The organism is Vibrio sp. C8, assembly GCF_054051265.1.
Genome location: NZ_JBPAOE010000009.1, coordinates 12,637 through 36,766, shown reverse-complemented (window position 1 = coordinate 36,766; position 24,130 = coordinate 12,637). Strand labels below are relative to the sequence as shown.

General features: G+C 44.2%; 21 protein-coding genes and 16 tRNA genes. 14 read left to right on the top strand and 23 right to left on the bottom strand.

Features of this window, described 5'->3' with window-relative positions; genetic code table 11:
- Position 1 precedes the first annotated feature (1 nt).
- The 5 genes from ACRQQK_RS05310 (at position 2) to ACRQQK_RS05290 (ending at position 5,382) form a co-directional block, all read left to right on the top strand.
- Entirely contained in the window at positions 2 to 895 is an 894-nt protein-coding gene (locus ACRQQK_RS05310) for a hypothetical protein (protein WP_457510328.1), read from the top strand.
- Complete coding sequence (locus ACRQQK_RS05305; protein WP_457510327.1) at positions 883 to 1,356, top strand: baseplate complex protein; 474 nt, start codon at positions 883 to 885, stop codon at positions 1,354 to 1,356. Before ACRQQK_RS05310 ends, ACRQQK_RS05305 begins: the two co-directional genes overlap by 13 nt.
- Entirely contained in the window at positions 1,353 to 2,939 is a 1,587-nt protein-coding gene (locus ACRQQK_RS05300; protein ID WP_457510326.1) for a hypothetical protein, read from the top strand. Before ACRQQK_RS05305 ends, ACRQQK_RS05300 begins: the two co-directional genes overlap by 4 nt.
- Positions 2,939 to 3,124 (top strand): hypothetical protein, encoded by a 186-nt coding sequence (locus tag ACRQQK_RS05295; protein ID WP_457510325.1) that lies wholly within the window; start codon positions 2,939 to 2,941, stop codon positions 3,122 to 3,124. Before ACRQQK_RS05300 ends, ACRQQK_RS05295 begins: the two co-directional genes overlap by 1 nt.
- 1,124 nt (positions 3,125 to 4,248) lie before the next feature.
- A complete protein-coding gene (locus ACRQQK_RS05290) occupies positions 4,249 to 5,382 on the top strand; it encodes a flagellin (RefSeq protein ID WP_457510324.1) in 1,134 nt (377 codons plus the stop codon).
- 262 nt (positions 5,383 to 5,644) lie between these two features.
- On the opposite strand, the gene ACRQQK_RS05285 is transcribed toward ACRQQK_RS05290, so the two are convergent.
- From ACRQQK_RS05285 to lolB, 21 genes are all read right to left on the bottom strand, one after another.
- Positions 5,645 to 5,729, bottom strand: a tRNA-Leu gene (locus ACRQQK_RS05285).
- Between the two features lie 82 nt (positions 5,730 to 5,811).
- Positions 5,812 to 5,886, bottom strand: a tRNA-Gln gene (locus ACRQQK_RS05280).
- Between the two features lie 26 nt (positions 5,887 to 5,912).
- Positions 5,913 to 5,997: transfer RNA gene (locus ACRQQK_RS05275), tRNA-Leu, on the bottom strand.
- 161 nt (positions 5,998 to 6,158) lie between these two features.
- A tRNA-Gln gene (locus ACRQQK_RS05270) sits at positions 6,159 to 6,233 on the bottom strand.
- 26 nt (positions 6,234 to 6,259) lie between these two features.
- Positions 6,260 to 6,344 (bottom strand) — tRNA-Leu (locus ACRQQK_RS05265).
- 161 nt (positions 6,345 to 6,505) lie between these two features.
- Positions 6,506 to 6,580, bottom strand: a tRNA-Gln gene (locus ACRQQK_RS05260).
- A 27-nt stretch (positions 6,581 to 6,607) separates the two neighbouring features.
- A tRNA-Leu gene (locus ACRQQK_RS05255) sits at positions 6,608 to 6,692 on the bottom strand.
- Between the two features lie 51 nt (positions 6,693 to 6,743).
- Positions 6,744 to 6,820, bottom strand: a tRNA-Met gene (locus ACRQQK_RS05250).
- Between the two features lie 12 nt (positions 6,821 to 6,832).
- Positions 6,833 to 6,917, bottom strand: a tRNA-Leu gene (locus ACRQQK_RS05245).
- A gap of 82 nt (positions 6,918 to 6,999) precedes the next feature.
- Positions 7,000 to 7,074, bottom strand: a tRNA-Gln gene (locus tag ACRQQK_RS05240).
- Between the two features lie 27 nt (positions 7,075 to 7,101).
- A tRNA-Leu gene (locus ACRQQK_RS05235) sits at positions 7,102 to 7,186 on the bottom strand.
- 26 nt (positions 7,187 to 7,212) lie between these two features.
- Positions 7,213 to 7,297: transfer RNA gene (locus tag ACRQQK_RS05230), tRNA-Leu, on the bottom strand.
- 61 nt (positions 7,298 to 7,358) lie between these two features.
- Positions 7,359 to 7,435, bottom strand: a tRNA-Met gene (locus ACRQQK_RS05225).
- A gap of 102 nt (positions 7,436 to 7,537) precedes the next feature.
- Positions 7,538 to 7,612, bottom strand: a tRNA-Gln gene (locus ACRQQK_RS05220).
- Positions 7,613 to 7,639: 27 nt separating this feature from the next.
- A tRNA-Leu gene (locus ACRQQK_RS05215) sits at positions 7,640 to 7,724 on the bottom strand.
- A 51-nt stretch (positions 7,725 to 7,775) separates the two neighbouring features.
- Positions 7,776 to 7,852: transfer RNA gene (locus tag ACRQQK_RS05210), tRNA-Met, on the bottom strand.
- Positions 7,853 to 8,143: 291 nt separating this feature from the next.
- The gene (gene ychF, locus ACRQQK_RS05205) at positions 8,144 to 9,235 is read right to left on the bottom strand and encodes a redox-regulated ATPase YchF (RefSeq protein ID WP_457510323.1); all 1,092 of its coding nucleotides are present in this window, start codon (positions 9,233 to 9,235) and stop codon (positions 8,144 to 8,146) included.
- A gap of 10 nt (positions 9,236 to 9,245) precedes the next feature.
- Positions 9,246 to 9,836: an aminoacyl-tRNA hydrolase gene (gene pth / locus ACRQQK_RS05200; protein WP_457510322.1), complete on the bottom strand. Its 591-nt coding sequence runs from the start codon at positions 9,834 to 9,836 to the stop codon at positions 9,246 to 9,248.
- A gap of 322 nt (positions 9,837 to 10,158) precedes the next feature.
- Positions 10,159 to 11,103, bottom strand: coding sequence for a ribose-phosphate pyrophosphokinase (locus ACRQQK_RS05195; RefSeq protein ID WP_042484128.1), 945 nt, complete (start codon positions 11,101 to 11,103; stop codon positions 10,159 to 10,161).
- Positions 11,096 to 12,004: a 4-(cytidine 5'-diphospho)-2-C-methyl-D-erythritol kinase gene (ispE, locus tag ACRQQK_RS05190; protein ID WP_457510321.1), complete on the bottom strand. Its 909-nt coding sequence runs from the start codon at positions 12,002 to 12,004 to the stop codon at positions 11,096 to 11,098. Before ispE ends, ACRQQK_RS05195 begins: the two co-directional genes overlap by 8 nt.
- A complete protein-coding gene (gene lolB / locus ACRQQK_RS05185; protein ID WP_457510320.1) occupies positions 12,001 to 12,615 on the bottom strand; it encodes a lipoprotein insertase outer membrane protein LolB in 615 nt (204 codons plus the stop codon). The genes ispE and lolB overlap by 4 nt, the downstream gene beginning before the upstream one ends.
- A 160-nt stretch (positions 12,616 to 12,775) precedes the next feature.
- Here lolB and hemA point away from each other — a divergent pair, with 160 nt between their 5' ends.
- From hemA to ybaK, 8 genes are all read left to right on the top strand, one after another.
- Complete coding sequence (hemA, locus tag ACRQQK_RS05180) at positions 12,776 to 14,035, top strand: glutamyl-tRNA reductase (RefSeq protein WP_457510319.1); 1,260 nt, start codon at positions 12,776 to 12,778, stop codon at positions 14,033 to 14,035.
- 29 nt (positions 14,036 to 14,064) lie between these two features.
- The gene (prfA, locus tag ACRQQK_RS05175; RefSeq protein ID WP_457510318.1) at positions 14,065 to 15,153 is read left to right on the top strand and encodes a peptide chain release factor 1; all 1,089 of its coding nucleotides are present in this window, start codon (positions 14,065 to 14,067) and stop codon (positions 15,151 to 15,153) included.
- A 3-nt stretch (positions 15,154 to 15,156) separates the two neighbouring features.
- Positions 15,157 to 16,020, top strand: coding sequence for a peptide chain release factor N(5)-glutamine methyltransferase (gene prmC / locus ACRQQK_RS05170; RefSeq protein WP_457510317.1), 864 nt, complete (start codon positions 15,157 to 15,159; stop codon positions 16,018 to 16,020).
- Positions 16,021 to 16,084: 64 nt separating this feature from the next.
- On the top strand, positions 16,085 to 16,468 hold the full coding sequence (locus tag ACRQQK_RS05165; protein ID WP_457510316.1) for a SirB2 family protein: 384 nt from the start codon (positions 16,085 to 16,087) through the stop codon (positions 16,466 to 16,468).
- Between the two features lie 49 nt (positions 16,469 to 16,517).
- The gene (locus ACRQQK_RS05160; protein ID WP_457510315.1) at positions 16,518 to 17,327 is read left to right on the top strand and encodes a SirB1 family protein; all 810 of its coding nucleotides are present in this window, start codon (positions 16,518 to 16,520) and stop codon (positions 17,325 to 17,327) included.
- Positions 17,328 to 17,345: 18 nt separating this feature from the next.
- Complete coding sequence (kdsA, locus tag ACRQQK_RS05155; protein ID WP_457510314.1) at positions 17,346 to 18,197, top strand: 3-deoxy-8-phosphooctulonate synthase; 852 nt, start codon at positions 17,346 to 17,348, stop codon at positions 18,195 to 18,197.
- Between the two features lie 362 nt (positions 18,198 to 18,559).
- Complete coding sequence (gene ushA / locus ACRQQK_RS05150; protein ID WP_457510313.1) at positions 18,560 to 20,221, top strand: bifunctional UDP-sugar hydrolase/5'-nucleotidase UshA; 1,662 nt, start codon at positions 18,560 to 18,562, stop codon at positions 20,219 to 20,221.
- A 132-nt stretch (positions 20,222 to 20,353) separates the two neighbouring features.
- Positions 20,354 to 20,833 carry a Cys-tRNA(Pro) deacylase gene (gene ybaK, locus ACRQQK_RS05145; protein WP_457510312.1) on the top strand — a complete coding sequence of 160 codons (480 nt, stop codon included), beginning with the start codon at positions 20,354 to 20,356 and terminating at the stop codon, positions 20,831 to 20,833.
- 66 nt (positions 20,834 to 20,899) lie between these two features.
- Here the strand turns inward: ybaK and ACRQQK_RS05140 are convergent, their stop codons facing one another.
- Complete coding sequence (locus ACRQQK_RS05140; RefSeq protein ID WP_457510311.1) at positions 20,900 to 22,156, bottom strand: uracil-xanthine permease family protein; 1,257 nt, start codon at positions 22,154 to 22,156, stop codon at positions 20,900 to 20,902.
- Between the two features lie 219 nt (positions 22,157 to 22,375).
- On the opposite strand from ACRQQK_RS05140, the gene ACRQQK_RS05135 reads away from it, so the two are divergent.
- Complete coding sequence (locus ACRQQK_RS05135) at positions 22,376 to 23,569, top strand: DUF2066 domain-containing protein (protein ID WP_457510310.1); 1,194 nt, start codon at positions 22,376 to 22,378, stop codon at positions 23,567 to 23,569.
- A 105-nt stretch (positions 23,570 to 23,674) separates the two neighbouring features.
- On the opposite strand, the gene ACRQQK_RS05130 is transcribed toward ACRQQK_RS05135, so the two are convergent.
- Positions 23,675 to 24,103 (bottom strand): DUF2069 domain-containing protein, encoded by a 429-nt coding sequence (locus ACRQQK_RS05130; RefSeq protein ID WP_457510309.1) that lies wholly within the window; start codon positions 24,101 to 24,103, stop codon positions 23,675 to 23,677.
- Positions 24,104 to 24,130 lie beyond the last annotated feature (27 nt).

Here is a 24,130-nt window from a genome sequence, read left to right as displayed (position 1 = left end):
TATGTGGACACAATCACAACTCACTTGGCCTAACACAGCCCAAACCATTCAAACCAGTGCCGAGGCGGTAACAAGCCAAGTCGGTACTGCAATGAGTGAAGCTGAAGACCGTTTAACTGCTTTAGAAGGTGACGCCAGTTTTGGGCGTCACTCTTTAAGTTCAGAAGCTGAAGCATTACTAGGGCTGGGTGATGACCTAAACAGTTTACTGGTTAGCGGTACCGTTATCAGCGCGACTCCTTACCAGTTTCAGGTCGGCGAAAAGCTAGACTCTGGCAGTTATCTCAGCCCGACCAATGCCGTGAAAACCTTGGTGGCTAAACTGCGTGACCTTGCGGACACCCATAGGCCAAAAGGTCAGTTAAACGTGGTGGCGATAATGCTAACCGCGCAAAGCATCAATGAGTTTTCCACTAAGATGCAACAAATTACCTCAGTGCTCACATTGCCGGATTGGCAACAGGTAGCAAGGCAGGCAACAGCACTGGTGAATAACAGCAGTGACAAACTACATCAGCCAGCTGCCATCGTTCAGCCACGCTTTAAACCCTTTGCCCCACTAAACGCACAGCCGTTAGGTGACTACTTTAGCGAGCAAAACGCGCAATTAGTCACTCTTGAATCTCTCGCTAGTGATAGCACAAACGTGATCGGTAAATTGCAGGCGTTAGCCGCCAAACGTGCTAATACGTTGGCCGAAGTGTCGCAAGCCATAAATGCACTGAAAGCGCTGCAGGGTAGTGTCTATTCCACCACATTCTCAGGCAGTACCGAAAGCGTTGCTACTCAGCTACAAAATGCGGGTGCGCCGAACAATCATCAGCTCACCATCGCCAGTCTACTGCTGAGCCATGAGCCACTTACGTTCTGGGAGGAACTATTGTGTTCGCCTTAGATGGTCAAACTTTCAATCTAATGAATATCAGTGTTGGTTTTGGTCGTGAATTCAAAGCACAAGACCAAAGCGGACAATCATCTTCGACCGACGATTCAGAGCAAGGCGAAAAAGCCGCAGAGCTGGATGTGTCCGGTTCTATCGCGTTCAGAGATTTAACATCACTGACCACGTTGGAAAACATGAGCAACGCCAAAGACGAAAACGGTGATCGTCTGGCTTATCGCATCGTTAACGATGTCGCTAACGCATTCAAAGTGAAAACCGTGAAATTCACAGGGCGCTTTTCAGTGACTCAGCAAGACAACCAAATGGCGTGGAATGTTTCGTTCAAACTCAAAGAACACAACAGCGTAGCCGAGCAAAAAGAGCAGCGCCAAAAAGACCAAACCAAGCCAGAGCAGCGTGAAAATACTCGCTTCAAACAAGCACTTCAAGCAGGTAAGGAGGCGACACAATGAAACTAGAAAAACGCCTTTTTATCAGTAATCAGGAATATGAACTCGTAAGTCACAAAGTAAGCCTAAAGCTATCATTGGGCGGAAAGGCAATATTCATCATCAAAGCCGATGCACCACCGCAACGGCTTGAGCTGGTGCGCTTGGATATTGGTTACGAGCAAGACACAGCCCCGTTTTTTGAGGGCTTTATTGATACTGTGTCACCTGCCGCTAATGGGTCGTATAAGCTGACAGTAAAAGAGCTCTCAGGCGTACTATCTAACAAACTGCCGATTAGCCTTGAACACCCAACCATGGCCGATGTGTTTGACATCATCAGCGAAAAAACAGGCTTAGAGTTCAGCCTGCCGGATGAAGAATACACTCGTCGCGTAATCCCTAATTTCGTCAATCAGGGCGATGGTTATCAATGCTTGGACAAAATCGGCAAAGCGTTCTCAGTGCCTGATTACGTCTGGTTCCAACACACCGACCAAGTGATCTATTTTGGTTCGTACCACCACAGCCACTTCAACGGTAAACCGATGAACATTCCGCAGGAATTCACATCGCGCCAGAATGGTAACAGCGTCACGTTCGTTCCGTTCCCGATGCTTCGACCGGGGCGAGTCGCGTTTGATAAACGTATTAATCGCCTAGATTTGGTGGGCGATGAAATGACAGCCTACTGGCTGGACAAAACCACGCCAGCCAAGCAGCGTGAAATCTTCGATACCTTGCCAGAAGTTGCAGCCGGTTATCACCTGCCAATATTCGGCAGAGTAGAAGCCGTTCGTGACAGTACAAAAGCAGGGAAAACAGCAGACCCATTTCGACCACGTTACGCCATAGATGTGCAAGTTCTCGATGAAGACATGCAGCCAAACACGACTATTCCTGTCTATCGCTCGATTCCGCTGCCGGTTCACATGAGCGGTCATGAATCGGGATTGCTTGCGTATCCGTTGGAAGGTTCAGTAGTCGAAATAGCTTTCGCCTACGGCAGAGCTGACCGCCCAATGATTCGTGGTATCTACGGTCGTGAATTTGCACTGCCAACCATTGCCCCAGGTGAACAACTTCAGCAGCAACGTGAAGAAGTCAGCCGCCGCATTGATGCTGCTGGTAACATCACCGATAAAACAGACCAAACCTTTACCACTCAGTCACACCAACGGATTGAGAAAGCCGCCAAATTCATTGCTGAACTAGGTAGCCACACACTTGAAGTGAAAGGGCATAGCTCTGAGAACATCATAGGCAAAAAGGTCATTGAAGCATTAGGCGCAGTAGAAATACTGGCAGGTGACAACCTAGAACTTGGCAGCTTAGGCAACATGCACATATCAACTGCCGGGGAGCTGGTCACGGTGATCGGTAAACTGCGAAACATCGTCATAGCCCAAGATGACAAGCTAAAGGTAATGGGTAACCGACTCGAAACCATGGAAAAGGACTGGGAAGCGAGCGCCAAAAATATGCGTTTCACCGCTGACCTAATCACCATGAACGGCGGTAAAGGCGTAGTGCAGGGCGATTGTATCTGCGCATTTACTGGTCTACCGCATTCAGATTTATCAACCACAGTTAAGGCAGGTAAGTAATGGCCCTAAGTAAATCATCACTGAAAGACCGAATCATCACAGAACTACAAGGTCAAGGCTTTACCACAACAGGCAGCCATGCCAAAGCCGACGAACTAGCCACAGCAATAGCCAATGCGGTAGTGGATGAGATACAAGCCAACGCAAAAGCGATGGTTAGCGGCACACCTTATCCGATAGAATAGCCACAGAAACCACACCAAAGCGCAGCCACACGGTTGCGTTTCTTTTTGCCAGTCATGCACCAACCAACGCACTTACGCCCCACCATACCAAACACAGAGCGCTACGCTCACGGAATCGAGCGTCCCACCCACGGAATCCGCGCTCCTCTACACCCGCCTGCGCGGTTTTTCGATCACTTTTTTCGCAATTTTATTTCCGCGAAATTTATCCCGTGACAGAAAAAGCCAAATAAAGCGCCAAGCCTTACGCTATATGAGGCTTAGCGGATGACTGAAACCCTAGAAAACGCCTTAAATCCGCCTAAATAAAATTTCGAAAATTGAAATTATTTGCAAAGAATTGCAAAAACAATGATCTGAAAAGATCGCGAGAGTGGGTGTAACTCATTGAATTTAAATGGTTGGGCTGTTTTTTGTGACGTTTTAGAACGATCTTGTGTGACTTTTAATGATCTAGTTAGGTAAAGCGCAAGCCAATCACAGCAAGGCTTCAAAGCGAATCTGCCCTCAAAAACCTTTTTTCAATTTATTTCTCGCGTTAAGATGGGGTAACAGTCTAAATATTAGGCATTTAACGATGACAAAAAACGCGATTCTTTCCCACAGGTATGAACTGGCTTCTGCAGTAATGAACAATAAGTCGAACACTGAAAAGAGTGTTGAATTATGGAGAACGTACGAGAAGAACAAACTAATACCATTCATCAAGTTTAGAAACAGTGTCTTTAACCTCACCAAACAGATAAAGAAAGCGATAGTTATCTAACATCTGTCGCCACTTTGTCGCCACTGTTGCGATTATTTAACCATAACTAATTGATAAATATAGATACTTAAATATATTAAATATTAAGGGGCTTTTCTTTTGCCTGTAATTTGTTATTTCTCTGTTCCCTAATCTTATATTTTTAAGCTACCCCTTACGTTTATCTAATCTGCATCCTATAGCTCTGACCATTCTTTGCACATTACATCGCATATTTTTGCTAAATCCTTAATTTTTCTAAAGGTATTCTCTTGTAGGCCGCTAATAGAGATAACTTTGAGAGAACATTTTGGTTTTTCGAGACGTCGGAAACCGCATTCGAAGTTCCGCTTCGCAGAAAAATCTAGGAGAGACAACTATGTCAGTGAACGTAAATACCAATGTGTCAGCAATGACCGCACAACGATATTTGAACAGTGCGACATCTGCTCAGCAAACGTCAATGGAACGTTTGTCATCAGGTTCAAAGATCAACAGTGCAAAAGATGACGCTGCAGGTCTACAGATCTCAAACCGTCTGAATGTGCAAAGCCGAGGCTTTGATGTTGCTGTACGTAATGCGAACGATGGTATTTCTATTGCTCAAACCGCTGAAGGTGCGATGAATGAAACAACGAACATCCTACAACGTGTTCGTGATTTATCATTGCAAGCAGCGAACGGCTCAAACTCAAAATCTGAACGTGTAGCGATTCAGGAAGAAATCTCGTCAATGAATGATGAACTTAACCGTATAGCGGAAACCACATCATTTGCCGGTGGTAAGCTTCTTAATGGTACCTTTGATACTAAGTCATTCCAGATTGGCGCAGATAGCGGTGAAGCAGTCATGCTTTCACTGAACAATATGCGCAGTGACAACCAGAAAATGGGTGGCGTAAGCTACAAAGCGGAAAACGGACAAGATAAAGACTGGGCCGTTAAATCTGGAAGCAATGATCTGACGATTACTCTCAATGACAAATATGAAGGTGAGAAAACTATCTCTATCAATGCGAAAACAGGTGATGATATTGAAGAGTTAGCTACTTACATTAATGGTCAAACTGATATGGTGAAAGCTTCTGTCGATGAAGACGGCAAGCTACAGCTGTTTACAGCGGCAGATAAAGTTGAAGGCCAAGCTACGTTTGGTGGCAGCCTTGCCGGTGAACTGGGCTTTGCTGAAGGTAAAGACGTCACTGTTAAAGATATCGATGTGACAAGCGTTGGTGGTGCACAGCAATCAGTAGCGATTGTTGATGCGGCACTGAAGTTTGTTGATAGTCATCGAGCTGAGCTGGGTGCATTCCAGAACCGCTTTAACCATGCGATCAGTAATTTGGAAAACATTAACGAAAACGTGAATGCTTCTAAGAGTCGAATCAAAGACACTGACTTTGCGAAAGAAACAACGTCATTAACTAAGTCGCAAATACTTTCTCAAGCTTCAAGCACGGTATTGGCGCAAGCAAAACAAGCACCAAACTCTGCTTTGTCTTTACTTGGCTAATAGCTAGTACATTTATGTAATGAAGAATCCAGCTTCGGCTGGATTTTTTATACCTAGCAAAGCTTCATTATTATAGTCACCGCCTTTATGAAGGAATATTCGCAGAGAAAATAAGATCTAAACAAAGAGCAACCGTCTTCAAGGTCATTGATTCAAGCTTTTATAAAGGCGTGGTTATTTGAAATGAAGAGATAAGCTGGAGGAAGTTGTTACAAAGATGACAGATAAAACAAAACCCAGCCTAGGCTGGGTTTTATGATGATGGTGCGGAAGGAGAGACTTGAACTCTCACACCTTGCGGCGCCAGAACCTAAATCTGGTGCGTCTACCAATTTCGCCACTTCCGCAACTTAATCTGTAGATTAACTGAATATTGGTCTTCAATTAATCGTTGTAGTGATCTGTAATTTAAACAAAGCACTTAAATAGTGGCAGGTCTACCTGGATTCGAACCAGGGAATGGCGGCATCAAAAGCCGCTGCCTTACCGCTTGGCGATAGACCTACAGAGATGATTGCTCATCTAAATAATGGTGCGGAAAGAGAGACTTGAACTCTCACACCTTGCGGCGCCAGAACCTAAATCTGGTGCGTCTACCAATTTCGCCATTTCCGCATCTTAATCTGTAAATTAATTGAATTAGGCATTCAACTAATTGTTGTAATAACTCGTCTAAAACCAGCTATTTACCAATAATGGCAGTTCTACCTCGAACCCGAATCAGGGAGAATAGACGGGGCATCAAAAATGCCTTTTAACCACTATCTTAATTGTAATGGCAGGTCTACCTGGATTCGAACCAGGGAATGGCGGCATCAAAAGCCGCTGCCTTACCGCTTGGCGATAGACCTGCAGAGATGATTGCTCATCTAAATAATGGTGCGGAAGGAGAGACTTGAACTCTCACACCTTGCGGCGCCAGAACCTAAATCTGGTGCGTCTACCAATTTCGCCACTTCCGCAACTTAATCTGTAGATTAATTGAATATTGCTCTTCAATTAATCGTTGTCGTGATCTGTAATTTAAACAAAGCACTTAAATAATGGCAGGTCTACCTCGAAGTCGAAACAGGGAGAATAGATGGGGCATCAAAAGCCTTACTAACCACTATCTTAATTGTAATGGCAGGTCTACCTGGATTCGAACCAGGGAATGGCGGCATCAAAAGCCGCTGCCTTACCGCTTGGCGATAGACCTGCAGAGATGATTGCTCATCTTAAATAATGGTGCGGAAAGAGAGACTTGAACTCTCACACCTTGCGGCGCCAGAACCTAAATCTGGTGCGTCTACCAATTTCGCCATTTCCGCATTATTTCCTAAAGACTTTCAACATTGCTGTTTCAAAAAGTACTTAGGAAATGGTGGCTACGACGGGATTCGAACCTGTGACCCCATCATTATGAGTGATGTGCTCTAACCAGCTGAGCTACGTAGCCAACAATAAATAATGGTGCGGAAGGAGAGACTTGAACTCTCACACCTTGCGGCGCCAGAACCTAAATCTGGTGCGTCTACCAATTTCGCCACTTCCGCAACTTAATCTGTAGATTAATTGAATATTGGTCTTCAATTAATCGTTGTCGTGATCTGTAATTTAAACAAAGCACTTAAATAGTGGCAGGTCTACCTGGATTCGAACCAGGGAATGGCGGCATCAAAAGCCGCTGCCTTACCGCTTGGCGATAGACCTGCAGAGATGATTACTCATCTTAAATAATGGTGCGGAAAGAGAGACTTGAACTCTCACACCTTGCGGCGCCAGAACCTAAATCTGGTGCGTCTACCAATTTCGCCATTTCCGCAAAACTTTTAAGATATCGAGATAATATGGTGCGGAAGGAGAGACTTGAACTCTCACACCTTGCGGCGCCAGAACCTAAATCTGGTGCGTCTACCAATTTCGCCACTTCCGCATCTCGGTATCTAAAGTTACTTGCAATCTAACTAAGATATAAGCAAACAACTTAGAATAAGTGGTGGCTACGACGGGATTCGAACCTGTGACCCCATCATTATGAGTGATGTGCTCTAACCAGCTGAGCTACGTAGCCATCATTTTTGAGCGAGACAATATAATACAAACTCGCTACGAGTTCCAATAAATTTTCAAATACTGAAGCTCAATTAATAACTGAGTAGTTATTAAAAATAAATGGCAGGTCTACCTGGATTCGAACCAGGGAATGGCGGCATCAAAAGCCGCTGCCTTACCGCTTGGCGATAGACCTGCAGAGATGATTACTCATCTTAAATAATGGTGCGGAAAGAGAGACTTGAACTCTCACACCTTGCGGCGCCAGAACCTAAATCTGGTGCGTCTACCAATTTCGCCATTTCCGCATTATTTCCTAAAGACTTTCAACATTGCTGTTTCAAAAAGTACTTAGGAAATGGTGGCTACGACGGGATTCGAACCTGTGACCCCATCATTATGAGTGATGTGCTCTAACCAGCTGAGCTACGTAGCCATTACTATTTTTTGCTCTCGGAACTAAGTTGCCTTATTGCTGAGAACGGTGCGCATTATGCGGATCTGCTTTCTGAGCGTCAACAGTTTTTTTGAATAAATCGCCTGAAACGCATCGTTCGACTTTTTTTTAAACAAAGAGGCGTGTTTGTGATCAAAAAGTGCTAACAAAACAACAGATTTATTACTTTTGCATAGCGGCAAAAATTCATGTTTTTTTATCTGAAAATGTCGAGAAAAACAAAAAAGCCAACCGAGTGGTTGGCTTTTATTCAATTCTGTCTGATGCAGATTAAACGTTGAAACGGAAGTGAACAACATCGCCATCTTTAACGATGTAATCTTTTCCTTCTAGTCGCCATTTACCTGCTTCTTTCGCACCGCTTTCACCGTTAAATTGGATAAAATCGTCATAACCGACAACTTCAGCGCGAATGAAACCTTTTTCAAAGTCAGTGTGAATTTTGCCTGCTGCTTTCGGAGCTGTTGCACCAATTGGAATCGTCCAGGCGCGAACTTCTTTAACACCTGCAGTGAAGTAAGTGTGCAGTTCTAGTAGTTCGTAACCTGCACGAATCACACGGTTTAGACCTGGTTCTTCGATACCCATGTCTGCTAGGAACTCTTCGCGTTCGTCATCTTCTAGTTCAGAAAGCTCTGATTCAATAGCGGCACATACAGGAACAACAACGTTATTCTCTTTTGCTGCAAATTCACGTACTAGATCTAAGTACGGGTTATCTTCAAAACCATCTTCTGCAACGTTAGCAATGTACATGGTCGGCTTTAAGGTTAAGAAGTTCAGGTAACCAATTGCTGCCAGTTCTTCTTTAGAAAGTTCAACAGTACGTGCTGAACCACCTTCAGTTAATACCGGTAGTAATTTTTCGAGTGCTACTAGTTCAAACTTAGCGTCTTTGTCGCCGCCTTTTGCTTTCTTCGCGTTACGTTGAATAGCACGTTCACAAGAATCAAGGTCAGCCATAGCCAACTCTAAGTTGATCACTTCGATGTCTTCGATTGGTGAAACTTTACCTGCAACGTGTACGATGTTTTCGTTCTCGAAACAACGTACAACGTGACCGATCGCGTCAGTTTCACGGATGTTAGCTAGGAACTTGTTACCTAGACCTTCACCACGAGAAGCACCTGCAACCAGACCTGCGATATCCACGAATTCCATTGTTGTTGGAAGAATACGCTCAGGATTTACGATTTTCGCTAGTGCATCTAGACGAAGATCTGGAACCGGTACAACACCAGTGTTTGGTTCGATGGTACAAAACGGGAAGTTAGCCGCTTCGATACCTGCTTTTGTAAGAGCATTGAAAAGTGTTGATTTACCAACGTTTGGTAGACCAACAATGCCACATTTAAAACCCATGTCTGTAACCTTATTCAGCTTTGAACGTGTGTAAGCGATTTTGCGCTTTCGTTAGACCATCTTTTAACAAGATATCGAGGCAACGAACCGACTCATCGACGGTTGCATCTAATTGCTCCTGCTCTTTAGCTGGAGCTTTGCCTAACACATAGCCTGCGACTTTATCTTTATGTCCCGGATGACCAATGCCAATCCGTAGACGGTAAAATTCTTTGTTGTTGCCCAGTTTGCTGATGGTGTCCTTTAAGCCATTGTGACCACCATGACCACCGCCTTTTTTGAACTTAGCAACACCCGGAGGGAGATCAAGTTCATCATGTGCCACCATGATCTCTTCTGGTTGAATTTGGTAGAAGTTTGCAAGAGCTGCAACGGCTTTACCTGATAAATTCATAAAAGTGGTTGGGATCAGCAAACGTAAATCTTCGCCATTGACCATAATGCGGCCAGTCAGACCGAAGTATTTCGGCTCATTTTTCAACGTAATATTGTGAATACGAGCCAGTTCTTCTACGACCCATGCACCGGCATTGTGTCGAGTTCTAGAATATTCCGGGCCAGGATTCGCCAGACCGACAAGTAATTTAATAGGTTGACTCAAAGCTAGGATCCCTTAGGAAACGAAAAAGCGCGGTATGATAGCACAAAAAATCCCTTTGGCGCGAGGCTCAAAGGGAATCGGTTCTTTAAGCGTTTTTGAGAGGGTGAACAAGTTGTCTCTTTCATTCCTTTTGACTATTTAGTTAGCGCATTCTGACAACGTTAATTTGCATTTTCTATTTGAAGTACGGCAAGTGAGTAGCAATTAACTCATAGTTGTTAAAGACGTTAGGAGGGGAATCGAAACTAGCTTATTGCAGTGAGAGAGGGATAAAAAAAGCGCCTTGTTTAGAAGGCGCTTTTTTAACAGTCAATATCAACGCTTAGTTGAACATTGCTGAGATAGATTCTTCGTTGCTAATACGACGAATTGCTTCTGCTAGCATGGTAGACAGAGTCAACTGAGTAACTTTACCTGTTGCTGCCATTTCTTTAGACAGAGTAATTGAGTCAGTGATGATAACTTGGTCAAGAACAGAGTTCTTAATGTTTTTCGCTGCGTTGCCAGAGAATACTGCGTGAGTAGCGTAAGCGAATACACGCTTAGCACCACGGTTCTTCAGAGCTTCTGCTGCTTTACATAGTGTGCCACCTGTATCGATCATATCGTCTACGATCACACAGTCACGACCTTCAACATCACCAATTAGGTTCATTACTTCAGAAACGTTAGCGCGTGGACGACGTTTGTCGACGATTGCGATATCGATATCACCAAGCGCTTTCGCTGTTGCACGTGCACGTACAACGCCGCCTAGGTCAGGAGACACAACCACTGGATCTTCTAGACCACGAGCTTTCATATCTTCAAGAAGTACAGGCGTACCGAAGATATTGTCTACTGGTACATCGAAGAAACCTTGAATTTGTTCTGCGTGCAGGTCGATAGTAAGTACGCGGTCAACACCAACGTTAGAAAGGAAGTCTGCAACAACTTTTGCAGTGATTGGCACACGAGCAGAACGCACACGGCGGTCTTGGCGAGCGTAACCAAAATAAGGAATAACAGCAGTAATACGGCCTGCTGAAGCACGACGCATAGCATCAATCATTACAACGAGTTCCATTAGGTTGTCGTTGGTTGGCTTACAAGTAGATTGGATGATAAATACGTCGCTACCACGAACATTTTCATTGATTTGTACTGCAACTTCTCCATCAGAGAAACGTGAAACAGTAGCATCTCCAAGAGAAATGTATAGACGATCAGCAATACGTTGTGCTAGTTCGGGTGTGGCATTACCAGCAAATAGCTTCATATCAGGCACGGTGGAAACCTCGGGGTTGCGTCCAGTTTTTAAATAGATTGGGGTTGGCTGTTTTGTATCTAGCCAGTGTCTCTTTAAGCGGAGAAACATTTCGCCCTTGGGCGATAAACGCTGAGACTGTGTCAGGGAGTTCGGACAGAACATTTTTTGCATCATTTTCGTTTGAAAATTCAGCAAAAACGCACGATCCTGTACCGGTCAATCTTGACGGCGCGTATTGTAGCAGCCAAGAAAGTTGCTTATCAACCTCTGGATACAGCATTCGGACAATTTTTTCGCAATCGTTTTCGTATTGAGTGTCAAGAAGCGTGAACAGCTCTCGTTTTGGCGTATTTCTGGGCAATTCGGGATGACAAAAAATATCTTTTGTTGCGATGCTGACATTCGGCCTCACGACTAAATACCATTTTTCTTGTGCTTCAACAGGCGTTAACTCTTCGCCGACACCTTCGGCAAAAGCGGCAAAGCCACGGATAAACACCGGTACATCGGCTCCCAGAGCTAAGCCTATTTCTGCGAGTTCGTCATCACTGAGGTTGGTTTTCCATAGAAAATTTAAGGCGACTAACACGGTTGCTGCATTTGAAGAGCCACCACCGATGCCTCCACCCATTGGCAGAATCTTATTTAATTCAATATCGGCACCTAAAGTACAACCCGTTTTCTGTTGCAATGCGGTTGCCGCTTTCCAAATCAGGTTGTCTTCAGTTTTGACCCCTTCAAGTTCAGGAGTGAGGGTGATCTTACCGCTCTCGTTGGCAGTGATGCTTATATCATCACCATAATTGAGAAACTGAAATAGAGTTTGTAACTCGTGGTAACCATTGTCACGACGGCCAGTGATGTAGAGAAATAGATTTAACTTTGCAGGAGATGGCCAAACCGTTTTGCCAAAAATCATGGGGTCAGTATCCATTTAGATATAACAAGTTTTATTGACGTTTGTTGCTGAGTTAGCTGCATTCTATCCGGTAGAGGAATGTCGCCGTTTTGCCAACTGAATTCTTTATATCGAGTGTAATCGACATGCCAGTTTTGTCGACCAGAAGTCTTGTCCAGAGAAGCTAATGTGTTGCTTTCATTGAGCTTAAAATGATCGGCTTTTGTTGGTAGCCCTAGCACCCAGCCCTGAAGATCGTCGATAGGGATATCCAGTCCTGTGAGTTGGTAAATTAATATTTGGCCGTTGGCGGCGTTGAATTTTTGGTCGTCATAGGTTTCAACGTTGGCACCTTTGGCATCCATAGAAAGGCTTAGTACGGTTTGACCGAGAAAATTGGTCAAACGAAGCTGACTCTTGTTCGGTGACTTTTGCCATTGAAAGTTTAAGGTTTCACGCTGATCTGGTGAGATATAGCCGATCTTGCCGATAACTTGATATGTTTGAATCTGTTGCAGTTTTTGTTGGTGAGCTTGCCACTCTACATCAACGATAGGTTCTGGTGTTGAACTACAGCCAAACAGAATCAGCAAAAAGCTCAAGGAGAGGAGAATACGCGGCTTTATCATCATAATTGCTCGTTATCTGTCCGGCAAAGTGAGTGAAACTGGCGTTACTATATCATTGATATCACGAAGTCGGGAAAACAAATCCTCGTTGCTCTTTCAATCACAAGGGGCATAAAGTAAAATTCTGCCCCTAATTCATTTCTTACCAGAGAATCCTCGATAGATGTCCTTGCTTGCTATTGGTATCAATCACAATACGGCTTCGGTTGAGTTACGAGAAAAAGTGGCTTTCGGCCCAGATAAATTGTCTGAGGCGCTTGGCCAGTTGTCTGCTGACTCACACGTGAACGGAAGTGTCATTCTTTCGACGTGTAACCGTACTGAAATTTATTGTGATGTTAAATCATCAAGTAAGAACAAACTTATCGAATGGTTGACCCAGTTTCACAACGTCAGCCCTGAAGATTTGAGACCTAGCCTGTATGTTCATGAAGACCAAGCGGCGATTCGTCATCTAATGCGAGTCTCTTGCGGTTTGGATTCACTGGTATTGGGTGAACCGCAGATTCTTGGACAGGTGAAACAAGCGTACGCGGACTCTCGTAAAAACAACGCTGTTGATTCATCGCTCGATAAGTGGTTCCAAAAAGCATTCTCTGTCGCTAAACGTGTTCGTACTGAAACTGAAATTGGTGGCAGCGCAGTGTCGGTGGCTTACGCGGCTTGTACTCTAGCAAAACACATTTTCGAATCGCTGTCGGATGCAACTGTACTGCTCGTCGGTGCGGGTGAAACCATTGAACTGGTGGCAAAACATCTGGCGGGCCACAACTGCAAACGTATTATTGTGGCTAACCGAACCCGCGAGCGAGCAATGAGTTTGGCGGAAGAATTTAATGCAGACGTGATCGCATTGAACGAAATACCGGATCACCTACATTTTGCCGATATCGTTATCAGTTCAACAGCCAGTCCTTTACCTATAATAGGCAAGGGTATGGTAGAAAGCGCACTGAAAAAACGCCGCCATCAGCCTATGTTGTTTGTCGATATTGCCGTACCTCGTGATATCGAATCGCAAGTTGGCGATCTTAATGATGCTTATCTGTATTCTGTAGATGATTTGCAATCTATCGTGGATAGCAACATTGAGCAGCGTAAAGTCGAAGCGATTGAGGCGGAAGCGATTGTCAGTGAAGAAAGCGCCGCTTTCATGAGTTGGATGCGCTCATTGCAAGCGGTAGATAGCATTCGTGACTACCGTAAAGCTGCCAATGAAATCCGTGAAGAATTGTTGTCAAAAAGCTTACAAGCTTTGGCGGCCGGCGGAGACCCAGAAAAACTCTTGGTGGAGCTAAGTAATAAGCTCACCAACAAACTTATTCATAACCCAACCCGAGCGATGCAAAGCGCTGCGGAGTTAGGTGAACCGGCAAAACTTGCCATTATCAGACAAAGCTTGGGTCTTGAAGACTCACAGTAATCTGTAACTCTGAATTTAAAGAAGAAATTATGAACTCGTCGATTTTAGTGAAGCTTGAATCTCTTGTTGAACGTTATGAAGAGGTTCAACACCTGCTGGGTGATCCTGCAGTTATTGGTGATCAAGATAAATTCCGTGCTCTGTCAAAAGAGTACTCTCAGCTTGAAGAGATCACTAAGTGTTTCCAAGCTTATCAGCAAGCTCAAGAAGATTTGGCTGCAGCTGAAGAGATGACCAAAGAAGATGACGCTGAAATGCGTGAAATGGCTCAGGAAGAGATAAAGGAAGCAAAAGCGACTATCGAGCGTCTAACTGACGAGCTGCAAATCCTTCTGCTGCCTAAAGATCCAAACGATGACCGTAACTGTTTCTTGGAAATTCGTGCAGGTGCAGGTGGTGATGAAGCAGGTATCTTCGCTGGTGACCTGTTCCGTATGTACAGCCGCTATGCAGAGAAAAGAGGCTGGCGCATCGAGGTCATGTCTTCAAACGAAGCAGAACACGGCGGTTACAAAGAGATGATCGCGAAAGTGAACGGCGATGGCGCATACGGCGTACTGAAGTTTGAATCAGGCGGTCACCGTGTACAACGTGTTCCAGCAACGGAATCACAAGGTCGTGTTCATACTTCTGCATGCACGGTAGCTGTAATGGCTGAAGTACCAGAAGCAGAAATTCCGGAAATTAAAGCCAGCGATCTGAAAATCGATACATTCCGTTCATCGGGCGCGGGTGGTCAGCACGTTAACACCACGGATTCAGCAATCCGTATTACTCACTTACCAACAGGTACAGTGGTAGAATGTCAGGACGAGCGTTCACAGCATAAGAACAAAGCAAAAGCGATGGCTGTACTCGCCGCTCGTATTGCTCAGGCTGAACTTGCTAAGCGTGCGGCTGAAGTGTCAGATACACGTCGTAACCTATTAGGTTCAGGTGACCGCAGTGACCGTATCCGTACTTACAACTACCCACAAGGCCGCGTATCTGATCACCGTATTAACTTAACGGTTTACCGTTTAAGTGAAGTGATGGAAGGCGATCTACAAGCGCTGATCGACCCTGTACTACAAGAGCATCAAGCGGATCAGTTAGCTGCACTTTCAGAGCACAACTAATCAATGTTGCTAACCATTGAGGCCGCATTAAAAGCGGCAACAGAGCAATTGATCGAGAGCGGCAGTGATTCGCCGTCTCTCGACGCTAACGTGCTACTTTGCCATGTATTAGACAAGCCACGTTCCTACCTTCTCACATGGCCAGATAAATCTCTCGATACCCAGCAGCAAAACCAATTCGACGCACTGATTGAACGCAGAAAAGCGGGTGAGCCAGTTGCCTATATCATTGGTGAACGTGAGTTTTGGTCATTGCCACTTAAAGTGTCGCCATCGACTTTGATTCCAAGACCCGATACCGAAAGGCTGGTGGAACTGGCGTTAGATAAAGCTCAGCTTATCGATGGTTATATCTTGGATTTGGGAACGGGAACAGGCGCGATAGCGTTGGCTCTGGCTTCCGAACTGCCACAACGTAAAGTGTTTGGCATTGATTTGCGTGAAGAAGCTTGGCAGCTTGCAAGCGACAATGCCGCACGATTAGGCATTAACAATGCGTCGTTTTGGAACGGAAGCTGGTTTACTCCTGTGCCAGTGGGTACAAAGTTTGCTTTAGTGGTTTCAAACCCGCCATATATTGAAGAAAACGATCCTCATTTAACCCTTGGCGATGTGCGCTTTGAACCGAAAAGTGCATTGATCGCTCAAGACAACGGGTTAGCGGATATAAAGACCATCAGCGAGAACGCTCGTGATTATCTGTTAAATGAAGGTTGGTTACTGTTTGAACATGGTTACGACCAAGGCGCGGCAGTAAGAGAGATTTTGCAAGGCTTCGGCTATAGCCATGTTGAAACACAAAAGGATTATACTGGTAATGATCGCGTTACCTTAGGCCAATATCGCATAGAAACTAAAATCAAATAAAAAACAGTATCGAATAAAAACGATCTCGAATAAAAAAGTCATATCAGGCGTAAAGAGGATAAAGATGTACGAAGGTTTAAAACATTTCCATATGCTGACGATTGCGATCAGTGCTCTGTTGCTGTCAGTTCGCTATGTATTACTGATGATGAACTCAAAGCATCTGCAGAATAAATTTCTGAAAATCACACCACACGTCGTTGATACCTTCTTATTGTTATCTGGCGTCGGTTTAATTTTTATTACTGGTTTCATCCCATTCACAGCCGCTGCACCTTGGATGACAGAAAAACTGACCTGTGTTCTGGCTTATATCGCACTAGGTTTTTTCACCCTTAAGTTGGCGCGTAATAACTTATTGCGTACCTTTGCTTTTTTCGGTGCATTAGGTTGGTTAGGTATGGCAGGTAAAGTTGCAGTAACAAAAATGCCAGTATTTTTCGGTTAATCACTAATCTAGCCAAAATAATCCCAGTTAGCGAACAAAGAGTAGTTAAATGCTTGACTTATTTGATGAAGATTTTGATGAGATGGAACTTGTTGAGGGGGCATTAATCCTTAATCAAGCCATCGATCCAGGAACTCAAGTAGAATGGGCTGAGCAAGAGTTAAGCCGTCTACTAAACGAAGCTGAAGTCAGATTAGCGGATAAAGCAGAGCCAAAAGAGCGTTTCGATGCATTCTTGCACTTGTTTTATAAAGAGTGGGAATTCATCGGTGATCGTGAAGCGTATTATGACTCCGACAATGCGTTTATTGACAAAGTATTAGAGAGACGCAAAGGCGTACCTGTGAGCTTAGGCGCGTTGCTTCTGTACTTCGGCCGTAAACTTGGTTTTCCACTGCAAGGAATCACCTTTCCCACGCAATTTTTATTGCAGGTGAACTGGCCAGACGAAACGAATCGTTACTTGAACCCATTTACTGGTGAGTATGTCTCAAACCATACGTTACAAGCGTGGTTGATTGGTATGAAAGGCCCTCTGGCTAAATTGAAAGCAGAGCATCTCAAAGTGACCGATCATCCAACCATTATTGGCCGTTGGCTTGCCTTGCTAAAAAGTGCCTTATTACGTGAAGAGAGTTACACTCTTGCTCTGAGATGTACCGATTTAGCCCTGACTTTTGTTCCGGATGACCCATACGAAATCCGTGATAGAGGCTATATTTATCAGCAATTAGATTGTCATCAGGTGGCAATGTCTGATTATCAGTTCTTTATTGATAATTGCCCTGATGATCCAGCAGCAGAATTATTAAAAACTCAAATGCATGCACTCAGTCATAGTACTGTGACCTTGCATTAATCAATGAAGAGACAAAACATGGAACAAAAAATCGTTCACGTTGGCGATATCCCTGTCGCAAACGACAAACCGTTCACCTTGTTTGCAGGCATGAATGTGCTGGAATCTCGCGATATGGCAATGCAAATCTGTGAGCACTACGTAAAAGTGACAGACAAGCTGGGTATCCCATATGTGTTCAAGGCTTCGTTTGATAAAGCAAACCGCAGCTCTGTGCACTCTTACCGTGGCCCAGGTCTTGAAGAAGGCATGAAAATTTTCCAAGAACTGAAAGATACGTTTGGTGTGAAAATCATCACTGACGTACACACAGAAGCGCAAGCTCAGCCTGTTGCTGACGTGGTTGACGTGATTCAGCTTCCAGCTTTCCTTGCTCGTCAAACTGATCTTGTTGAAGCAATGGCAAAAACAGGTGCAGTCATCAACGTGAAGAAACCTCAGTTTATGAGCCCTGGTCAAGTAGGCAACATCGTTGAGAAGTTCGCTGAGTGTGGCAACGAGAAAATTATTCTATGTGAGCGTGGCTCTTGCCATGGTTACGACAACCTAGTGGTTGATATGCTTGGCTTCGGAGTGATGAAAAACGTGTCAAATGGCAGCCCAATCATCTTCGACGTGACTCACTCGCTACAAATGCGTGACCCATCGGGCGCAGCTTCTGGCGGTCGTCGTGAGCAAACTGTTGAGCTAGCTAAAGCGGGTTTAGCAACAGGTATTGCTGGTTTGTTTATTGAAGCGCATCCAAACCCTGAAAAAGCGCGCTGTGACGGTCCTTCAGCCTTGCCACTTGATAAGCTTGAGCCGTTCTTAGCACAGATGAAAGCTCTGGACGATTTAGTGAAAAGTTTTCAGCATATTGATATTCGTTAATTTAATGAATTTTCGTGTAAAAAAAGCCACCTTAGGGTGGCTTTTTTATGTCTGTCAGACAGTTATTAAATCGTTGAGCAAACGATTTCATTCACAAATTCATGTTACTAAATTAAGAAAAAGTAAAAAAAACGGCTTCAATCAACTAGTTTTACTATTTGGCCAATTAAGTGACTAAATTTTTTGACGTTTCTGTTGTGATCTATTAGACATAAATATGAAATAACTCTGTCACTTGTACGAGGTTATTTTAAGGTTAGATCTATTTTTAAAGGTCAATCGCATGTTAACTCAATAGAAGACAGATTGATCTAGACTTAAAAATTATTAGTAGTGGAATTCATCAGCTCAAAGGTATGACAATGAAACAAGGCTTTATTCTTAAAACGGTTTTAAGTACCGCTATTTTAGCGTCATTGGCAGGCTGTGCGACTCAACCTGCTCACGAGTGGGAAGCAGATAAAACGTACAAACTGACAGTGCTTCACACCAATGACCATCACGGTCGTTTCTGGCAGAACAAATACGGCGAGTACGGCATGGCCGCTCGTAAGACTTTGATCGACGATATTCGTACTCAAGTTGAAGCAGAAGGCGGCAGCCTGTTGCTACTGTCAGGCGGTGACATCAACACAGGCGTTCCTGAATCAGACCTGCAAGACGCTGAGCCTGATTTCAAAGGGATGACCAAGATTGGTTATGATGCCATGGCATTAGGTAACCATGAGTTTGATAACCCACTAGAAGTGCTGTTCAAGCAGCGTGAGTGGGCGGATTTTCCAATGCTTTCTGCAAACATTTACGACAAGTCTACTGGCAAGCGTTTGTTCCAGCCTTACCAAATGTTTGACAAGCAAGGTATTAAAATTGCCGTTATTGGTCTAACAACTGAAGATACAGCGAAAATTGGTAACCCAGAGTACATCGGTGGTATTGACTTCCGTGACCCTAAAGAAGAAGCAAAGAAAGTAATTGCTGAGCTGAAAAAGACTGAGCATCCAGATCTGATCATCGCAGTAACTCATATGGGCCACTACCAAAACGGTGAATACGGTATTAATGCTCCGGGTGACGTTGTACTGGCTCGCTACCTGAATGAAGGCGACTTGGATATGATCGTTGGTGGTCACTCTCAAGAGCCTGTGTGTATGGAAGGCCCGAACGTAGTGAACAAAAACTTCGCTCCGGGTGATGAGTGTAAACCAGACATGCAAAACGGCACTTACATCGTTCAAGCATTTGAATGGGGTAAATACGTTGGTCGTGCTGATTACGAATTCCGTAACGGTGAACTGAACATGGTTAGCTATGACTTGATTCCAGTAAATCTGAAGAAGAAAGTGAAAGTTAATGGTGAAAGCAAACGTGTCATCGCAACGACTGAAATTCCAGAAAACAAAGAAATGCTGGAGTTCTTACGTCCATACCAAGAGAAAGGCCAAGCTCAGCTAGGTGCAAAAGTTGCTGAGTCTAATGGTAAGTTGGAAGGTGACCGTAATGTGGTTCGTTTCCAACAAACTAACTTAGGCCGTTTGATTGCTACAGCACATATGCAACGTGCAAAAGCAGACTTCTCTGTTATGAACTCAGGCGGCGTTCGTGACTCTATCGCAGCTGGCGATATCACGTACAAAGATGTACTTAAAGTTCAACCATTTGCAAACATCCTTACTTACGTTGATATGAGTGGTCAGGAAGTGCTTGATTACCTAAATGTTGTTGCGACTAAGCCTGTCGATTCAGGTGCGTATGCGCAATTTGCTGGTATCTCAATGCACGTGCAAGATGGTCAAGTATCAAACGTGTTTATCGGTGGTAAACAACTTCGTCTAGACGATACCTACCGCTTCACCGTACCAAGCTTCAACGCGGCTGGTGGTGATGGCTATCCTAAGATTACAGACCGTAAAGGTTTCGTAAACACAGGTTTCGTGGATGCTGAAGTTCTTAAAGACTACCTAGAAGCGAACAGCCCTATTGATGTAAACGAATATGCTCCTTCTGGTGAAATTGTTTATAAGTAATCAATAAGTAAATTGATTAGCTACAGAATAAGCGGTGTGAAAACACCGCTTTTTTTATTAATGTAAATTGATACGAGAAGAGATAAGCTAACCACCTGAGGAATAAAGGTTAGATTGTGGTAAGGAAAAAGAATGACCCCTGCGATTCAGTTAGCAAAGAAAAAAAAAGTCCCTCATACCATTCATCAATATGAACACAACCCCAACAACGCCAGCTATGGTTTAGAAGCGGCAGAAGCGTTAGGTCAAGATCCAAAAACCGTGTTCAAAACGTTACTTTTTTGCCTTAATGGCGAAGAGAAAAACCTTGCTGTAGCTATTATTCCCGTTGATCAGAAACTGAATCTCAAACTGGCAGCGAAAGCGGCGAAAGCTAAAAAGGCCGATATGGCTAATCCTGACATAGCGCAGAAGACAACCGGATATGTGGTTGGCGGAATCAGTCCTTTAGGACAAAAGAAAGCGCTACCGACTTTCATCCATCACAGTGCCACTGAGCTGGCAAGCATTTGTGTGAGTGCAGGGAAGAGAGGGTTGGAGATTGAGCTAGCGCCGCAAGATTTAGCGTCATTAACGCGAGCTCAGTTTGTAGACTTGTGTCTTGAAGCCTAATCGATAATAAGCAATAAAAACGGCCTCTTATAAGAGGCCGTTTTAGCAGAGATAGTAACTTCCCTATTAAGAATTTTGTGTTTCTTCTTCCATTTGTGCGTTATCCACAATGTGGTTTTCGCCCAAATCTTTTGGTAGAAGAAGGTTTAGTAGGATAGCAACAATACCGCACAAGCTTACGCCTTGTAGGCTGAAGTCGCCCACGCCGAAAGCCATACCGCCAATACCAAATACCAGTGTTACAGCCACAATCACTAGGTTGCGTGATTTGTGTAGGTCGACGTGGTTTTTGATTAGTGTGTTTAGACCCACAGTTGCAATAGAACCGAACAGAAGAATCATGATGCCGCCCATTACAGGTACAGGGATAGTTTGTAGTAGAGCACCTAGTTTACCGACAAGTGCAAGTACGATCGCTGTGATAGCTGCCCAAGTCATGATCACCGGGTTGAATGCTTTGGTGAGCATTACTGCACCAGTAACTTCTGAATAAGTCGTGTTTGGTGGAGCACCTAAGAATGCAGCAAGCATAGTTGCCGCTCCGTCACCCGCGATAGTGCGGTGTAGCCCCGGCTTCTTAATATAGTCTTTACCCGTTACGTTCGAAATTGCCAGCATGTCACCCACGTGCTCTACCGCAGGAGCGATTGCAACAGGGATCATGAATAGAATTGCGTTGATGTTGAACTCTGGGAAAGTGAAATTAGGCATTGCGAACCAAGCCGCTTCACGAACCGGAGTGAAGTCTACAACGCCAAAGAATAGAGACAGAGCGTAACCTGCAATAATGCCGCACACGATTGGGATTAACTTAAAGTAACCTTTCGCAAATACGCTAGCGATGATAGTCACCAGTAGAGAGATACAAGAAATCCAAAGAGAAGCATCGCCGTCAACCAGTTGGAATGCACCATCACCACTCTTACCTAACGCCATGTTAACTGCCGCTGGTGCTAGACCAAGACCGATAACCATAATCACAGGGCCAACTACGACTGGTGGCAGTATTTTGTGGATGAACTCTACACCGCGAAGTTTAATGAAGCTGCCAAGAATAATATAAACCGCACCTGCTGCCACTAAGCCACCCATAGTTGCAGCAACACCCCATGTTTGAACACCAAACATGATAGGAGCAATAAAGGCAAAAGAAGAAGCGAGGAAGATAGGAACAGAACGACGGGTAATAATTTGGAAGAGTAATGTGCCGGCACCAGCACCGAATAAAGCAACGTTAGGATCGAGTCCCGTCAGCAGCGGAACTAGCACTAACGCCCCAAATGCAACAAACAGCATCTGAGTGCCCAAAATGGCATTTTTCATGGTATTTTCCCTGTAGCTAAACAAAATTCGCGGGATTCTATCACTTTTGCAAACGTTTGCCATTTAAACTAGATCAATTTTTGCTACTTTTGTCATTTGCATTCGGCGAGCCAAAGTAAAAGTTTGGAAACTTTTATTACCAGTGGTGAGCACTCACCTTGCCCCATAAACGATAGTTGCTTATCATCAACTTTCAGAAACTTAGAACGTAGGAACAATATGCGCTATTTAGCTTTTTTGCTGATGGGATTAACGTCTCTTCCAGCTTCTGCACTCACCACGGTAAATCTGTACAAAACAGAAGTCGTTATTGATCAGACACAAGAAGGTGCAGATGCCAAAGCTCGATCGCTGGGTATGCAAAACGTTATTGTTCGCGCCACGGGCGATAAAGATTCCGTAAACAATGAAGTAGTTCAAAAGGCGTTAAGTAAATATAACCAATATTTAAACCAGTTTAGTTATGGTCAGACAAACGATGTCTCTACAATAACCATGCAGTTCAGCGCGCCGCAAATTCGTTCTCTGATTACTCAAGCTCAGTTGCCATTCTGGCCTGAAAATCGCGCTAACCTTTTAGTTTGGCTGGTGGAAGAAACCCCATACGAACGTGTGATCAGTTGGGAACATTCTGACTCTAAGATTCTAAAACAGTTGAAAGAGGAATCCTTGGCGAGAGGTTTGCCTATTACTGTTCCTGTTGGTGATTTTGATGACATTACAGGGTTAGAAATTTCTGATCTGTGGGGTGGTTTTATTAAACCTATCAGCTTGGCAAGTGATCGTTATCCAACGGATGCAGTACTTGTAGTTAAAGCGCAAGGCAACGATTTGCGTTGGACACTGTATGACCAAAATGCTTACAACATGCTTCAGTCACAGAAAGCGCCAATGACAGGAAGAGCATCTGGTAGTGCCGCAGCGGCAGATATGATTGATCAAATCAGTGACTACTATGCACAGAAAAACTCTGTACTGATTGGCTCTGAATCTTCACAAACTGTTCAAGCGTCATTTGATTCAATTAAAAATGCCGAAGACTTTTTCTCATTAGAAAAGCGCTTAAAAGCGTTGAGCTCGGTGGCTTCACTCGACATTCTTAAAATCCAAGGTCAAGAAGTGGAGTTCAATGTTCACTTGCTTGCGACAGAAGAGGATTTCGAACAAGAAGTGCTACGAATTGCTCAAGTTCAGAAGGCACCAGAGCAAGAAGTTTCGCAACCTTTACCTGTGGAACCGCCAACTGAAGAAGGAAGCTCAGTTCAAAATCCACAACATCCAGCGCTTGGAACCACTGAGCCTGCGGCTGTGAACTCTGTTGATAGCGGTTCACCAACTCAACAAGGTGATATGTCGGTCGTGACGGAGCCTGTTCCTATGGTGAAAACTCTGCGTTTTACTTGGTTAGATTAAGCTGTCCGACTAAGTATCAAAAGACAAGATAGACGCAAATAAATATAAGAAAGCCCCTGTTACTCATCACAACAGGGGCTTTCTTTTTACTCTTTAAAGTCTTTGCTACTCTTGGTCGAATCGTTGTTTCTCTTGTTTTTCAACGACAGAAAGCTTTGTCAATTTTAGCCCTAACTCTTTACCACGATGTCTTGCATACAACACGTTGCCCATAAATGCTGAGAAAGTGAGGAACAGTTCGACTGCTGCCAGCCAGCGTTCACCATCGTCTACATACAAAATGGTGAAAGCATGTAAGAAATACAGCATCAGAATAAAGTTGGCCCAAGCGTGGGTATAAGGTTTACCCGCTAAGATACCCGGTAGAGGCAACAGCAGTGGAATCAGCCACGCTACTGTTAACGCTAATGGATTAAGATGTGGGTGTGGCGATAAATCCAGTTGCCATAAAGCTATCCAAACAATCAAAGCGAGGTTACTTGTCAGAGCTAACCAGCGAAATTGTTTGGTTTTTGAGGTCATATCAACACTCATTGTCGTTCCTTTAATGCGACTCGTCTT